This is a genomic window from Microbacterium sp. NPDC056003 (assembly GCF_042274785.1).
Classification (GTDB): domain Bacteria; phylum Actinomycetota; class Actinomycetes; order Actinomycetales; family Microbacteriaceae; genus Microbacterium.
This window is the reverse complement of the sequence record NZ_JBHJXQ010000004.1, coordinates 242,952-258,048: the sequence shown is the minus strand read 5'-3', so window position 1 is coordinate 258,048 and position 15,097 is coordinate 242,952. Positions and strand designations below refer to the sequence as shown.

14 protein-coding genes and 1 tRNA gene are annotated in these 15,097 nt (G+C 70.6%); 7 read left to right on the top strand and 8 right to left on the bottom strand.

Features of this window, described 5'->3' with window-relative positions:
* Positions 1-171: 171 nt before the first annotated feature.
* From orn to ACFC1W_RS15920, 5 genes are all read left to right on the top strand, one after another.
* Entirely contained in the window at positions 172-798 is a 627-nt protein-coding gene (gene orn, locus ACFC1W_RS15940) for an oligoribonuclease (protein WP_375994566.1), read from the top strand.
* 37 nt (positions 799-835) lie between these two features.
* Positions 836-911 (top strand) — tRNA-His (locus ACFC1W_RS15935).
* 25 nt (positions 912-936) lie between these two features.
* Entirely contained in the window at positions 937-1,278 is a 342-nt protein-coding gene (locus ACFC1W_RS15930) for a metallopeptidase family protein (RefSeq protein ID WP_241110463.1), read from the top strand.
* The gene (clpS, locus tag ACFC1W_RS15925; protein WP_375994563.1) at positions 1,278-1,577 is read left to right on the top strand and encodes an ATP-dependent Clp protease adapter ClpS; all 300 of its coding nucleotides are present in this window, start codon (positions 1,278-1,280) and stop codon (positions 1,575-1,577) included. Before ACFC1W_RS15930 ends, clpS begins: the two co-directional genes overlap by 1 nt.
* Complete coding sequence (locus ACFC1W_RS15920) at positions 1,574-2,062, top strand: DUF2017 family protein (RefSeq protein WP_375994560.1); 489 nt, start codon at positions 1,574-1,576, stop codon at positions 2,060-2,062. Before clpS ends, ACFC1W_RS15920 begins: the two co-directional genes overlap by 4 nt.
* Here ACFC1W_RS15920 and ACFC1W_RS15915 read toward each other — a convergent pair whose 3' ends face one another.
* The 6 genes from ACFC1W_RS15915 to gatC are packed head-to-tail and all read right to left on the bottom strand — an operon-like array spanning position 2,063 to position 7,657.
* Positions 2,063-2,656, bottom strand: coding sequence for a hypothetical protein (locus ACFC1W_RS15915; RefSeq protein ID WP_375994557.1), 594 nt, complete (start codon positions 2,654-2,656; stop codon positions 2,063-2,065).
* Positions 2,631-2,951, bottom strand: a complete 321-nt coding sequence (locus tag ACFC1W_RS15910) for a hypothetical protein (RefSeq protein ID WP_191766842.1) — start codon at positions 2,949-2,951, stop codon at positions 2,631-2,633. Before ACFC1W_RS15910 ends, ACFC1W_RS15915 begins: the two co-directional genes overlap by 26 nt.
* A 32-nt stretch (positions 2,952-2,983) precedes the next feature.
* Positions 2,984-4,246, bottom strand: coding sequence for a DNA polymerase IV (locus ACFC1W_RS15905; protein WP_375994553.1), 1,263 nt, complete (start codon positions 4,244-4,246; stop codon positions 2,984-2,986).
* Between the two features lie 59 nt (positions 4,247-4,305).
* A complete protein-coding gene (gatB, locus tag ACFC1W_RS15900) occupies positions 4,306-5,823 on the bottom strand; it encodes an Asp-tRNA(Asn)/Glu-tRNA(Gln) amidotransferase subunit GatB (RefSeq protein WP_375994550.1) in 1,518 nt (505 codons plus the stop codon).
* Positions 5,823-7,349 (bottom strand): Asp-tRNA(Asn)/Glu-tRNA(Gln) amidotransferase subunit GatA, encoded by a 1,527-nt coding sequence (gene gatA / locus ACFC1W_RS15895; protein ID WP_375994547.1) that lies wholly within the window; start codon positions 7,347-7,349, stop codon positions 5,823-5,825. Before gatA ends, gatB begins: the two co-directional genes overlap by 1 nt.
* Positions 7,350-7,357: 8 nt before the next feature.
* Positions 7,358-7,657: an Asp-tRNA(Asn)/Glu-tRNA(Gln) amidotransferase subunit GatC gene (gatC, locus tag ACFC1W_RS15890; protein ID WP_375994544.1), complete on the bottom strand. Its 300-nt coding sequence runs from the start codon at positions 7,655-7,657 to the stop codon at positions 7,358-7,360.
* A 67-nt stretch (positions 7,658-7,724) separates the two neighbouring features.
* On the opposite strand from gatC, the gene ACFC1W_RS15885 reads away from it, so the two are divergent.
* Positions 7,725-9,425: a long-chain-fatty-acid--CoA ligase gene (locus ACFC1W_RS15885; RefSeq protein ID WP_375994541.1), complete on the top strand. Its 1,701-nt coding sequence runs from the start codon at positions 7,725-7,727 to the stop codon at positions 9,423-9,425.
* Here the strand turns inward: ACFC1W_RS15885 and ACFC1W_RS15880 are convergent.
* A complete protein-coding gene (locus ACFC1W_RS15880; RefSeq protein WP_375994590.1) occupies positions 9,403-12,372 on the bottom strand; it encodes an AAA family ATPase in 2,970 nt (989 codons plus the stop codon). The genes ACFC1W_RS15885 and ACFC1W_RS15880 overlap by 23 nt on opposite strands.
* Before the next feature lie 21 nt (positions 12,373-12,393).
* Here ACFC1W_RS15880 and ACFC1W_RS15875 point away from each other — a divergent pair, with 21 nt between their 5' ends.
* Positions 12,394-12,624: a hypothetical protein gene (locus ACFC1W_RS15875; RefSeq protein WP_375994538.1), complete on the top strand. Its 231-nt coding sequence runs from the start codon at positions 12,394-12,396 to the stop codon at positions 12,622-12,624.
* A 72-nt stretch (positions 12,625-12,696) separates the two neighbouring features.
* Here the strand turns inward: ACFC1W_RS15875 and ligA are convergent, their stop codons facing one another.
* A complete protein-coding gene (ligA, locus tag ACFC1W_RS15870; protein WP_375994588.1) occupies positions 12,697-14,967 on the bottom strand; it encodes an NAD-dependent DNA ligase LigA in 2,271 nt (756 codons plus the stop codon).
* Positions 14,968-15,097 lie beyond the last annotated feature (130 nt).

Genomic DNA, 15,097 nt, shown 5'->3' with positions numbered 1-15,097 from the left:
CGATCACCCGATGCTTTGACATGCAACGGACTGTGACCTATGTCCCGACTCACCAGCGGCGTATCACCTGCGACATATGTCGTGAACTTGTACACTCCCGGAGGGGCGAGCACGCGCGTCGGCGCCCAGGCCCGTCCATCGGCGTCTGGGGCCGTCAATAGGATGGAGCGCATGGTGGGGGCATCCGAGAACGATCGACTTGTCTGGATCGACTGCGAGATGACGGGACTCGACCTCGCGGTCGATGAGCTCGTCGAGATCGCTGTCGTCGTGACCGACTTCGAGCTGCGACCGCTCGACGCCGGCTTCCAGGTGGTGATCAGGCCCGACGCTTCAGCGCTCGACAACATGAGCGAATTCGTCACCAAGATGCACGAGAAGTCCGGGCTGCTCGACGAGATCCCGAACGGGCTGAGCGTCGCGGACGCCGAGTTCCAGGCGCTCGAGTACATCCAGCGGTTCGTGCCGCTCGAGGGCAAGGCGCCGCTCGCCGGCAACACCATCGGCACCGACCGGATGTTCCTCGCGAAGTACATGCCGCGCATCGACCACTGGCTGCACTACCGCAACGTGGATGTGTCCAGCATCAAAGAGCTCGCGCGACGCTGGTACCCGCGCGCCTACATCCACGCACCCGCGAAAGACGGCGGTCACCGCGCCCTCGCCGACATCCTCGAGTCCATCCGCGAGCTCGCGTACTACCGCCAGGCGGTGTTCGTGCCCGAGCCCGGGCCGACCAGCGACGGGGCGCGCGCCGCGGCTGCCGCCGCCGTGTCGCTGTTCGCCCCAGAGGTGTGAGAGAATCGTCTGGTTGCCCGCGCAGGCGGGAGACATGGTGGGTATAGCTCAGTTGGTAGAGCGCTGGCTTGTGGTGCCGGATGTCGCGGGTTCGAGTCCCGTTACTCACCCCACGTACATCGAGGCATCATGATGGAGATGGATGCCGCGACCTTCGAGCAGCTCGTCATCGATGAGCTCGATCTGCTCCCCGACGACATGGTCGAAGGGCTCGACAACGTCGTGTTCGTCGTCGAAGACCGCGCCGAGGACGGCACTCTCGACCTGCTCGGACTCTACGACGGCTGGGCGCTGACGGAGCGGGATCGCTACGGCGTCGGCGAGCTCCCCGATCGGATCATCGTGTACCGCGAGGCGCATCTGGCCGTCTGCGACGACCTCGACAGTCTGCGCGACGAGCTGCACACGACCCTCGTGCACGAGATCGCGCACTTCTACGGGATCGACGACGATCGCCTGCATGAACTGGGGTGGGCGTGATGACACCGCTTCCGACACCCGACCTCGACGAGCGGATCGACGTCGGCGAACAGCTCGCCGCCGACCGGCCGTGGCAGACCGTCGTCTGGGACGACCCGGTCAACCTCATGAGCTACGTCACCCACGTATTCCGCGAGTACTTCGGCTACCCCAAGCCGCAGGCGCACGCGCTCATGCTGGCGGTTCACAACGACGGCCACGCCGTCGTAGCGGAGGGTGCGCGCGAGCAGATGGAGCTCCACACTCGCGCGATGCACGACTACGGCCTGTGGGCCACCGTTCGAAAGGCCCCGGAATGACCCCTCGCCTGGTGATCCTCGAGCTCACCCGACTCGAGGCGGCGCACCTCGCCGGCCTCGTCACCCAATTCGTCGAGCTCGTCGACGGCGCTGTGACGGACGACGGCGATCCCGCCATCGCACGGCTCGCGCCCGACGCCTACGACGAGCCGGGCGCAGCCGACGAGTTCCGAAGGCTGACCGAGGCCGATCTCCTCGACCGGCGCCGTGACGACGCTCGCATCGTCCTCGGCTCCCTGGCCGACGCGGCGCGCATCCCCGACGACCCCGACGACCCAGTGCTGCTCGAGGCGGTTCCGGTCGAGCTCGCGCCCGACGCGATCGGTGCGTGGCTGCGCACGCTCGCCGCAATCCGACTGGTGCTGGCGACCCGGCTCGGCATCACGGAGGAGGATCGACACTCCCCCGAGGATCCGCGGTTCGGCATATACGACTGGCTGGGCTACCGGCTCGACGGCCTCGTGTCGGCGGTCGAGGGCGACTGATCAGGGCACAGCGAACACATGCGTCGCCAGCCGGCTCGGCTGGTCGCGCGTGATGTGGGCGTCCTCCTGACGCGCCCAGCGCTCCCAATACGGACGATAGGCGTCGCCGTCGCGGCGGAGCGCGCGCGCCTTGCGCGACGGCGCCGGCGAGTCCACCCAGACTCGCACGTCGCTCAACCGCGCCGTCACGGGTGTGAGGATGCCCGCCCCCTCGACGACGAGCGGCAGGGAGGGGTCGACGGCGTGCGCCTCTGCCGGGGCCGCGGCATCCCAATCCCATCTCTGCCAGACACCGACGAGGCCCCGCGCGTGCGGTACCAGGATCTGATCGCGCGCCAGATCGACGCCGTCGGCGAGCCCGTCCCAGCCCGGGTAGAGCGAATCGAGCGCGACCAGCTGCACCCGGCCGGCAAGCGGCCAGCGCGCGACCAGGGCCCTCGCGAGCGACGTCTTGCCGGCTCCACTGCGTCCGTCGATGAGGACGACCGGGTTCGTCGCCGACAGTGCCGTGATCGCCTCGACGATCGCCGTCGTCGCGGCGTCGAGGGCGCGGGAGACCGGGTCTGAGCTACTTCTTGAGGGCGCGGATGACACGGCTGAGGGCACGCCCGGCGAAGAACACGAACGGGATGGCGACAGCGAGGAGCGAGACGATGTTCGGCTCGAACCGCAGGTCGTCGCCCCGGCGGATGTACGCGCCCACCGGGACCGCCCAGCCCCCGCCGCCTCCACCGCCGTTGCCGGACTCGTCCGATCCGCCGCCGAAACCGGACCACGTCAGCGCGACCGGGATGACGCGGATGCCGTCGACATCCTGCTGCTCGCCGTAAGCGCTCTTGACGCCGAAGTTCGCGGATTGCTTGCCGAGCTCGAGTGCGATGTTGGGCATGTCCCCACGCTACCGGCCTCGCGGCGCCGGTGTCAGCCCTGATCCGGCTTCGGCGGCGGGCTCGTGGGAAGCGTGCCGCCGCCGCGTGCTTTTCCGAGCAGCGTGCCACGCGTGACTGCGCCGCGACCGAACTTCGCCGCGGCTCCGTCGAGGGCGTCTTCGATGCGGCGCCACTCGGCGTCGTCGTCCCACAGCGCGAGCGGCGCCGAGCCGGCTGCGCGCAGCTTCTCGGCGCGCACGCCGATCAGGCGCACGGGCAGATGCCGCTCGACGGTGTCGAACAGCTCGTGCGCCGCGTCGCCGATCCGCTGGCCGACCGCTGTCGGCTCGGGGAGGGTCTGCGAGCGGGAGATCGTGGTGAAGTCGGCGAATCGCACCTTGATCGCGATCGTGGACGCCTCCCACCCGCCGCTGCGCAGGCGCGCACCCACTCGGTCGGCGAGCCGTCGCAGCTCGGTGCGCAGGATGCGCGGGTCGGCGATGTCCTCGTGGAAGGTCTCTTCGTGGCCGACGCTCTTCTCGACGCGCTCGGTGTCGACCGACCGCGCATCGATGCCCCGTGCCAGGTGCCAGATCCGCTCGCCCATGGCGGGACCGAGAGCCCGGTCGAGCACGTCGCGCGGGGTGTCGATGATGTCGCCGATCGTCCGGATGCCCCGGCCCTCGAGCGCCTCGGCGGCCTTCGGGCCGACTCCCCACAGTGCCCGCACCGACCTCGGCGCGAGGAAGACCGCCGTGTCGGCCTCGGCGATGACGAGAAGGCCGTCGGGCTTGCTGATCGTCGAGGCCATCTTCGCGACGTGCTTGGTCGCGGCGACCCCGATGCTGCACGTCAGACCGGTGTCGGCGTGGACGCGCGCGCGCAGGTCGCGCGCGATCACCGCCGGATTCCCCCACAACCGGCGCACGCCGCGCACGTCGAGGAACGCCTCGTCGATCGACAGCGGCTCGACCAGCGGGGTGACGTCGCGGAAGATCCGCATGACCTGGCCCGACAGCTCGAGATAGCGGTCGAAGTGGGGCGGCACGACGATCGCCGTGGGGCACAGCCGCAGCGCCTGCCCGACCGGCATGGCCGACCGCACGCCGAAGCGGCGCGCCTCGTACGAGGCGCTCGAGACCACCGAGCGGCTGTCAGGAGCGCCGATGATGATCGGCTTGCCCACCAGCGACGGGTCGTCGAGCTGCTCCACCGACGCGTAGAACGCATCCATGTCGACGTGGAGGATGCCGGTGCCGGTGTCGTCGGCGCCGTCGGGCGACACGAGCCGCCCGGTGCCGTCGCCACGTCCCATGGTCCGATCCTCCCCCTTCCCTCCGACGTCGCGCCAGGCGACGCCGGAGGGTGCGGGTCTCAGTCTGCGGAGGCGCGCTCCAGCACGAGCTCACGCACGCGGGCGGCGTCGGCCTGCCCCTTCATCGCCTTCATCACGGCGCCGATGACCGCGCCGGCGGCCTGCACCTTGCCGTCACGGATCTTGGCGAGCACATCGGGCTGCGACGCAAGTGCCTCGTCGATGGCGGCGATCAGCGCGCCGTCGTCCGAGACGACGGCGAGTCCGCGCGCGTCGACGACCTCCTGCGGCGTGCCTTCGCCGGCGATGACGCCCTCGAGCACCTGACGCGCGAGCTTGTCGTTGAGAGACCCTGCGTTCACGAGCGACTGCAGGGCTGCGACGTCGGCCGGCGTGACGAGGTCGGAGGCCTCGCGCCCCTGAGCGTTCGCGACGCGGGTGATCTCACCCGTCCACCACTTGCGTGCGGCGGCCGGCACCGCGCCGGCGGCGACGGTGGCCTCGACCTCGGCGAGGAGGCCGCCGTTGACGACGTCCTGGAACTCGAGGTCGGTGAAGCCCCAGTCCGCCTTCAGACGGCGCCGGCGCGCAGCCGGCGGCTCGGGCAGCGCGGCCCGGAGCTCCTCGATCAGAGCCGGCGCAGGTGCGACGGGGAGCAGATCGGGCTCGGGGAAGTAGCGGTAGTCGTCAGCGTCCGACTTCGGCCGTCCCGGCGAGGTGGTTCCGGTGTCCTCGTGCCAGTGGCGCGTCTCCTGGACGATCGAGCCGCCGGCGGCGAGGATGGCCGCCTGACGCTGGATCTCGTAGCGGACGGCGCGCTCGACCGACCGCATCGAGTTCACGTTCTTCGTCTCGGTGCGGGTGCCGAGCTTCTCCTGACCGCGCGGGCGCAGCGAGACGTTGGCATCGCAGCGGAGGTTTCCGCGCTCCATCCGCGCCTCGGAGATGCCCAGCGAGATCACGATGTCGCGGATCGTCTGGACGTACGCCTTCGCGATCTCAGGGGCGCGGTGCTCGGCGCCGAAGATCGGCTTCGTGACGATCTCGACAAGCGGCACGCCCGCACGGTTGTAGTCGACGAGCGAATACTCCGCGCCCTGGATGCGACCGGTCGAGCCGCCGACGTGCGTGAGCTTGCCGGCATCCTCCTCCATGTGCGCGCGCTCGATCGGCACGGTGACGATCGACCCGTCGGAGAGCTCGACGTCGACCTGCCCCTCGAACGCGATGGGCTCGTCGTACTGCGAGATCTGGTAGTTCTTGCCGAGGTCGGGGTAGAAGTAGTTCTTCCGCGCGAACCGGCTCGACGGCGCGATCGAGCAGCCGAGGGCGAGGCCGAGGCTGATCGAGTACTTCACGGCCTCGGCGTTCACCGTCGGCAGCGAGCCGGGCAGGCCCATGTCGACCGGTGCGACGAGCGTGTTCGGCTCGGCGCCGTGATTGTCGGCGTGGGCCGGGTTGGCGGCGCCCGAGAACATCTTCGTCTGCGTGTTGAGCTCGACGTGCACCTCGAAGCCGAGCACCGGCTCGTACAGCTCGAGGGCCTTGTCGAAGTCCATCAGCTTGTCCTTGGCCATCAGAGTGCCCCTCCCTGAGTCGAGCCGCCGAGGTGCGGTGCCCGCTCGAGCAGCGGCGCGCCCCACGAATCCACCAGCAGCGCTTCGAGTGCCGCGCCGACGCGATAGAGACGCGCGTCCTCACGAGCCGGAGCGAGGAACTGGATGCCGACGGGCAGGCCGTCCTCGTCGGCGAGACCCGAGGGGATCGAGATGCCGGGAACGCCCGCGAGGTTCGCGGGGATCGTCGTGACATCGTTGAGGTACATCTGCATCGGGTCGTCGATCTTCTCGCCCAGGCGGAACGCCGTGGTGGGCGCGGACGGCGTGGCGATGACGTCGACCGAAGCGAACGCGGCGTCGAAGTCCTGCTGGATGAGCGTGCGCACCTTCTGCGCCGAGCCGTAGTAGGCGTCGTAGTAGCCCGCCGAGAGGGCGTAGGTGCCGAGGATGATGCGGCGCTTGACCTCATCGCCGAAGCCCACGTCGCGCGTGCGCGCCATGACGTCCTCGACCGTGCCGCCGGGGACGTCGACCCGCAGGCCGAAGCGCACCGAGTCGAACTTGGCCAGGTTGCTGGATGCCTCGGCCGGCAGGATCAGGTAGTACGCCGCGACCCCGTACTCGAAGTGGGGCGCGCTGATCTCCACGATCTCGGCGCCCTGCGCCTCCATTGCGGCGAGGGCGCTGCGGAAGGACGCCGAGACGCCCGGCTGGAAGCCGGCGTCGGGCAGCTCCGTGATCACACCGACCTTGAGTCCCTTGAGCACATCGCCGCGCGCGCCCTCACGGGCGGCCTCGGCGAACGAGGGCCAGGCGTCGGACAGCGACGTCGAGTCGTGGGGGTCGTGGCCGCCGATCACATCGTGCAGCAGCCCTGCGTCGAGGACCGTGCGGGTGACGGGACCGACCTGGTCGAGGCTCGACGCCAGGGCGATCGCCCCGTAGCGGCTGACGCCGCCGTACGTCGGCTTGAGTCCGACGGTGCCGGTGACGTGCGCGGGCTGGCGGATCGAGCCGCCGGTGTCGGAGCCGAGGGCGAGCGGCGCCTCGAACGCGGCGACGGCAGCGGCCGACCCGCCGCCCGAACCGCCCGGAATGCGGTCGAGATCCCACGGGTTGCGTGTCGGACCGTACGCCGAGTGCTCGGTGGACGAGCCCATGGCGAACTCGTCCATGTTCGTCTTGCCGAGCGGTACCAGACCGGCGGCGCGAGAGCGCGCGACGACCGTGGCGTCGTACGGCGACATGTAGCCCTCGAGGATCTTCGATCCGCTCGTGGACGGCATGTCGGTTGTCACGAGCACGTCCTTGATCGCGAGCGGGACACCGGCGACCGGCCCGAGCGCCTCGCCTGCCGCGCGGCGGCGATCGATGTCGGCGGCCACCTCGAGCGCATGGTCGCTGACATGGAGGAAGGCGTGGACGTCGCCGTCGACGGCGGCGATCCTGTCGAGATGCGCCTGCGTCGCCTCGACGCTGGAGACCTCGCGGGCGGTGAGCTTGTCTGCGAGCGCGGCGGCGCTCAGCTTCGTCAGATCGGTCACGAGGGTCCTTACTGCTCTTCGCCGAGGATCGCGGTCACGCGGAAACGGCCGTCTGCGGCATCCGGAGCATTCTGGAGAACCTGCGCCGGCGTGAGCTGATCGCCCACGACGTCGGGGCGGAAGATGTTCTCCAGCGGTATGGGGTGGCTTGTCGCGGTCACCTCGGGGGTGGCGACCTCCGAGACCTTCGCGATGTTGTCGACGATCACGTCGAGCTGCCCGGTCAGGCGCTCGACCTCCTGATCGGACAGCTGGATCCGGGCGAGCACACCAAGATGGCGCACGAGATCGGGGGTGATTTCAGACACCACGACAGTCTAGTTCGACCGCGGCATCGGCCCGTGGCCATCGGACCCCGAGGCGTAGGCTGGCGACGTGACGACCTATGACCCGCCTCGCCCGTGGATCGCCAGCTACGCCGAAGGCGTGCCGCAGGACCTCGAACCCGTCAGCGGCTCGCTGGTCGACATCGTCGAGGAGTCCGCCAAGGACTATCCGGATGCTGTGGCCCTGCAGTTCTTCGGACGCGAGACCTCGTACCGGTCGCTGCACGAGCAGATCGAGCGCGCTGCCGCCGGGCTGCGGACGCAGGGCGTGCGGGCGGGAGATCCGGTGGCGATCGTGCTGCCGAACTGCCCGCAGCACATCGTCGCCTTCTACGCGATCCTGCGGCTGGGCGCCGTCGTCATCGAGCACAACCCGCTCTACACCCCGCGCGAGCTGCGCAAGCAGTTCGAGGATCACGGGGCGAAGCACGCGATCGTGTGGTCGAAGGTCGTGAAGACGGTGCAGGAGTTCCCCACCGACCTCGCGGTCACGTCGCTGATCTCGGTCGACATCACGCGCGCCATGCCGCTCACGACGCGCCTCGCGCTGCGCCTTCCGCTCTCGAAGGCACGCGAGGCGCGAACGGCGCTCACAGAGCGAGTCAGCGGCGCCATCGCGTGGGAGGACATCGTCGGGTCGGAGCCGCTGCCGGCGACGCATCCGAAGCCCGCGACCGACGATCTCGCGCTCATCCAATACACGAGCGGCACGACGGGGTCGCCGAAGGGCGCGTCGCTGACTCACCGAAACCTGCTGTCGAACGCGGCGCAGGCCCGTGCGTGGGTTCCGTCGATCGTGCGTGGCGAGGGATGCGTCGTCTACGCGGTGCTGCCGATGTTCCACGCGTACGGGCTCACGCTCTGCCTCACATTCGCGATGTCCATGGGCGCCCGCCTCGTCCTCTTCCCGCGCTTCGACCCCGACATGGTGTTGGAGGTGACGAAGAAGCATCCGGCCACGTTCCTCCCGCTCGTTCCGCCGATCGCCGATCGGCTGCTCAAGGCCGCGCGCGAGAAGGGGGTGTCGCTCCACGGGACGCAGGTGGCGATCTCGGGTGCCATGACCCTCCCCCACGAGCTCGTCGTGCCGTTCGAGGCGGCATCGGGCGGCTACCTCGTCGAGGGATACGGGCTCAGTGAGTGCTCCCCCGTGCTCATGGCGAACCCGGTCGCCGACAATCGCGTGCCCGGAACCGTCGGCCTGCCGCTGCCCGGCACGGAGTGCCGTGTGGTCGACCCCGATGATCCCACCCAGGACGTGCCGCACGGCGAGCGGGGCGAGCTCATCGTGCGCGGGCCGCAGGTGTTCGGCGGGTACTACGGCAAGCCCGAGGAGACCGAGGCGGTCTTCACCGACGGCTGGTTCCGCACCGGCGACATCGTCGTGATCGACGATGCCGGGTTCGTGCGAGTCGTCGATCGCATCAAGGAGCTCATCATCACGGGCGGGTTCAACGTCGCTCCGACGGAGGTCGAGACCGCCCTGCGTCAGCATCCCCAGGTCGAGGATGCCGCGGTCGTCGGCCTGCCGAGCGAGCACAGCGGCGAAGAGGTGGTCGCCGCCGTCGTGCTCGCCCCCGGCGAGGAGATCGACGTCGAGGCCGTGCGCGAGTTCGCGCGCGGCATCCTCACCCCGTACAAGGTCCCCCGCCGCATCTTCGTCGTCGACGAGCTGCCCAAGTCGCTCATCGGCAAGGTGCTGCGCCGCCAGGTGCGCGACCGCCTGCTCACGCTGACGACAGGGGCGTGACCGCCGCGGCGCGCCGCGCCAGGTCGATGCGGTTCGTCGACCCTGTCTTTCGCAGCACGTTCGAGATGTGCGAGCTGACGGTCTTCTCGCTCACGAACAGCTCTCCCGCGATCTCGCGATAGGTGCGTCCCGCCACGACGAGCCGCACGATCTCGATCTCGCGCGGAGTGAGGCCGTCGATGGAGGACGGATGGGGGCGACCGGGTGCCACGTCCCGCGCGCCCGACCCGGGCAGCGGAATCCGCGCCGAGCGCGCCAGCTGGTGCAGCGCGTCCGCGAGAGGCCGCGCGCCAAGACGGTCGGCGATGGCCGTGGCGTGGCGCAGCGGCGCCGCGGCCGCAGCCCGATCGGGACGCGACGCGATCAGCAACGCCACCGCTGCCTTCTCGCACGAGTACGCCTCCTCCCACGGCAGCTCGGCGGAGGCACACGCGGCGGCCGCCTCGAACCAGCGGTCGGCGGCATCGGCGGAGTCGGCGGCCCGGGCGAGCTCCGCGCGCTGGACGGCCGCGCAGACCGACGACCGGTCCCGCCCGTCGACCACCGCCCCCTTCGCGGCGACCGTCTCCCTCGCCGCTGCGCGCACCATCTGCGGCAGCGTCGCCTCCGGCCGCCCCGCCCGGACATGATCGGCGAGGATGCGCGCGGCGATGGGGATCGCTTCGACCGCCTCCGCATCGCTCGATGCCGAGACCGCGTCGACGACCCGAGCCGCCGCGACCGTGTCGCCGCGCGTCAGCAGGAGCTCGGCACGGCCCGACACGTCCTCCACGCCCCGGACCAGCCGGCCCTCCGCGATCAGCTCGTCAGCGCGCGCGAAGTGGGTGCTCGCGAGCTCCAGGCGACCCTGCCGGACGGCCAGCCAGCCGGCGACCGCGCGCGTGGCGACATCGGCGGCCCGGCCGGGGTACTCGCTCAAGGTGAAGCGGATCGCCTCGGAACAACGATCCCACCGCCCCAGGTGGAACCAGTCGGTCGCCTCCCACATGGCCAGCCAGGCGACGAAGGGGTGCGGCAGTCTGCCCGCCGCACCCACCCTCGCACGGTGGATCGCCTCGGCGAAGGCTGCCGGGTCTCCACCATGCATCGCGGACGTCTCGATGTGCGTGACCATGTTGTGCGCGAGGCCGTCGCCGACGCGGATCGCCGCATCCAGCGCTTCCGGTGCGAGGCTGCGCACCCGCGCTGTGTCTCCGGCGCGGTCGGCCGCCTGAAGACAGCCGACCAGGGACCAGGCCAGCACCGCATCGTGATCTGTGGTGCGAGCGAGGGAGAGCGCCTCCTCCGCGACCGACGTCGCCTCCGGGGGCGGCAGGAACAGGGACGCGACCGCCAGCGCGAACGCATCCTCCCAGCCTGCGCGATCGGGCTCGACGCGGGACCGCAGGGCGCGCACCTCGTCATCGGTGGGCGCGGGAAGCTGAGCCATGGCGCGCAGCAGCAGACGGCGCGATTCGAGAGCGAGCCGCCGTGCTCGGTGCTCCGGCGGGATGACCCCGAGGAGTCCCTCGACGGCCTCCAGCTCGGCATCGCTGCCGCATCCGGCGCCGGCCTGACGGCGCAGCTCCAGCAGCTCCGCGATGGACTCTCCGGGCAGATCCGCCTCAGTGCGCCACTCGAGAGCGCGGTCGGCGAATCGCAGCGCTTGGGCGAAGCTCCCGGCGGCGAGAGCCGCGCGGCACGCCGCGACGGCCGAGCGGTACGCATCGTCAGGGTGCCCAGACGCGAGAGCATGATCTGCGAGCCGGATGATGTCCTCGAGTGACCCCGATTCCGTCTGCTGCTGTGCCCGGCGGACGAACGCGGCATGCCAGGAGATCTGCTCAGGCTCGGAGAGCTCTCCTGCCAGCAGCTCCGCGGACAGTGGGTGCCGGAACCAGTGCGCACCGTCCGGACTGACGCCGGTCACGCCTGCCTCGGCCGCCGACGTGAGAGCACGATCGATGTCGGCCCGGCTGGGCGCCGAGTCTGCGACCACGACCTGCCGCAGTTCAGCCGCAGTCAACGGCCTCCCGGCGACGGCGAGGACGCGCAGCAGACCGGCGACCGTCTCACCCAGATCGTGTGCAGGCGCGAGCACCGCCTCGGCGAGACGCTCCGGCAGGCGGGGCGGCAGGTGACGCGCGTCGGGGTCGATTCCCTCGACCGTCAGCGCGGTGAAATAGGGATAGCCCCTCGTGTGCGCCCAGACCTCCTCGACGAGAGTCTGATGCGGCGAACGTCCCAGCAGGACGGTCAAGTGCTCCGTCGTGCCGGCCCGGTCGAGCGGACCCAGGGCGACGACGTCGCAGGACTCGACGTGTCGCGCGCTCGACAGCCAGCGGTCCACCGGCCGCGCAATGACGGTCGGCTCCTCGCGGACGGTCGACACGACGCTCACCCGGCGGTCCGGGGGTCCCGACATCAGAAAGAGGACAGCGTCGAGAGTGGCACTGTCAGCCCACTGCAGATCGTCGACGAGCAAGACCACATGCTGTTCCGCAGCTCGGTCGTCCAGCCATGCGTCGAGAGCGAGGAGCGCCGTGGCGGGCGCGGTGTCGAAGTCCACGAGAGCGCCAGGTCCGCTGCCGCGGAACATCGTGCGAAAGACCAGCATCGGCACGGAGACGGTCGACAGCGGGAGGCATGATCCGGCATAGACAGCGGGATTCGATATGCGCGAGACCGCGTCCTTGGCAAGCGTGGTCTTGCCGACGCCCGGCTCGCCGGTGAGGACGATCGAGCCGCCCCCGTTCGTCCCGGGCGGGTCCAAGCGCGCAACGATCCTGCGCCGGACGTCGTCCCGCCCGACGATCTGCCGTGTTGTGCCCGAATCGCGTGGGCCCACGTCCCCAGTGTGACAGCGAATGCGTCGCTCCGCCGGGCATCTGAGGATCAACGTGGCCGATCTGAGGGCCGGGCCCCGATGTGCCCGGCGGCCGGCCGGCGCACCGTGGATGCATCCCATCAAGGAAGAAAGGTCGACGTCATGAACGCGTCACACCACACAGCACGGGCGGTCATCGTGCTCCTCGCCGCAGGCGCGGCGGGCGCCGCCGTCGGATTCGCATCGTCGGCGTTCGCCGCCCCCGCGCAGCCCATCTTCGACCCGCCACTCAGCTCATGCGTCGAAGCGCCCGAGACCGACGACGTCGAGCTCGAGATGCCGCCCTCGGACTTCTTGCGCGGTACCGGGCGGACCGCGCCGGTCCCTCACTGATCGTGCGAGCGGGGCCGCCACGAGCGCCCAGCCCGACGAAGGGCAACGGGCCGCGTCGCGCCGGCGGGAGGCTCACCCCGCGTCGGGGTCGAGTGCGTCGAGCGCGGCGGGCCCTTGCGTGACGAGGATGTGGAACTGCGCCGCGTCGAGGATCCGCACGCCCAGCTCTTCTGCCTTGGCCAGTTTGGACCCGGCGCCCGGCCCTGCGGCGACGAAGTCGGTCTTCTTGGACACGCTCGACGCAGCCTTGCCGCCGGCCTGCATGATGGCCTCCTGCGCGCCCTCGCGGGTGTATCCCTCGAGGCTGCCGGTGGCGACGACGGTGAGGCCTTCGAGCACCCCGCCGGCCGCCTGCGCCGCTCCGGGACCCGGGTGTCCGGGAGTGGCGAGCTGAGCTCCTGCGGCGGCCCACTTCTCGACGATCTCCTGGTGCCAGTCCACGGCGAACCACTCGTCGAGCGAGTCGGCGATGATTCCGCCGACGCCTTCGACCGCGGCGAGCTCGTCCCGGGAGGCCGCACGGATTGCTTCGACGGAGCCGAACCACTGCGCAAGGGCACGCGCGGCGACCGGACCGACGTGGCGGATGTTGAGCGCGACGAGGAAGCGCCAGAGCTCTTTCGTCTTCGCGCGCTCGAGCTGATCGATCAGCGTCAGCGCCTGGGCCGACGGCTGCGGGCCGGTGACCCCGGCCTTCTTCTCGGCACCGCTCGGGTTGCGCCGGAACGGTGCCCGTCGCACCGGCTCCCCCGTCTTCTCATCGATGCGGGGCTCGCCGGTCTCGGCGTCGCGCACGACGACCTCGATCGGCACCAGCTGGTCGATCGTCAGGTCGAACAGCGTCGCCTCGGTCTGCAGCGGCGGGACCTCGGGCACCGACGGCTGCGTCAACGCGGCGGCGGTCACCTCGCCGAGGGCCTCGATGTCGAGGGCGCCACGCGAGCCGATGTGCTCGACCCGCCCGCGCACCTGTGCGGGGCAGGCGCGCGTGTTCGGGCACCGGAGGTCGATGTCGCCTTCCTTCGCCGGCGCGAGCGGGAAGCCGCACTCGGGGCAGTCCGCCGGCATGACGAACTCGCGCTCGGTGCCGTCGCGCAACTCGACGACCGGCCCGAGGACCTCGGGGATCACGTCCCCCGCCTTGCGCAGCACGACGGTGTCGCCGATGAGCACACCCTTCGCGCGGACGACGTCCTGGTTGTGCAGAGTCGCCTGGCGCACGACCGAGCCCGCCACTCGTGCGGGCGCCATCACCGCGAACGGGGTCGCCCGCCCGGTGCGGCCCACCGATACGACGATGTCGAGCAGCTTCGTGTTCACCTGCTCGGGCGGGTACTTGTACGCGATCGCCCAGCGCGGCGCGCGGCTGGTGGCTCCGAGCTCATCATGCAGCGCGAGCTCATCCACCTTGACCACGACGCCGTCGATCTCGTGCTCGACATCGTGTCGATGGTCGCCGTAGTGCGCGACGAAGTCGAGCACGCCGTCGATGTCGTCGAAGGTGCGGAAGTACGGGCTCGCCGGCAGTCCCCACTCCGCGAGCAGTCCGTAGATCTCGCTCTGCGACTCGACCGGCGGCCGTTCCCAGGCGCCGATGCCGTGCACGAAGAGGCGCAGCGAATCGAGCCGCGCCTGGCCCGCCTCGCGCTCGAGCCCGTCTTTCTTGTCGAGCTGCTGGCGCAGACCGCCCGACGCCGCGTTGCGCGGGTTCGCGAACGACGGGAATCGCCGCTCGGCGCTCGCCCGTGCCTTCGCCTCGTCGAACGCTCGGCCGCGGGCACGGCTCTCGGCGACGGCGCGGTCACGCATGTCTGCCTGGAGCTCGTTGAGCTTCGCGAACGCCGCGACCGGGATGAACACCTCGCCGCGCACCTCGACGATGTCGGGGTGGCCCGCGCCGCCGAGCCTCTGCGGGATGCCCGGCACCCGCACCGCGTTGATGGTGACGTCTTCGCCCGTGCGTCCGTCGCCGCGCGTCGCCGCCGAGGTCAGAACGCCGCGCTCGTAGCGGAGGCTGATGGCGAGGCCGTCGATCTTGAGCTCGGTGAGCCAGCGCACCCGGCGGCCGGCGCCGGTCTCTGCTTTCGCACACCATTCGCGAAGCTCGTCGAGGCTGAACACGTTGTCGAGGCTGAGCATGCGCTCGGCGTGCTCGACGGGAGCGAACATCGAGCTCTCGGCGGCGCCGACCGTCTGGGTGGGCGAATCCTGGCCCTGCAGCTCGGGGTGCAGCCGCTCGAGTTCTTCGAGCCGGTGCATCCAGCCGTCGTAGGTGGCGTCATCGACGATCTCGGCGTTGCGGCCGTAGTAGGCGTCGCGCGCACCGAGGATCCGCTCCGTCAGTTCCGCAGCCTCGGCGCGGGCGGCCGGGAGTCCGGGATCGGCGGGAAGAGCGGCCGCGGCATCGCTCGGGGTGGAGGCGGGCGTAGCGAGCTCAGCGTCATCCGTCACGCCGCCAGTCTAGGAGCGGTCA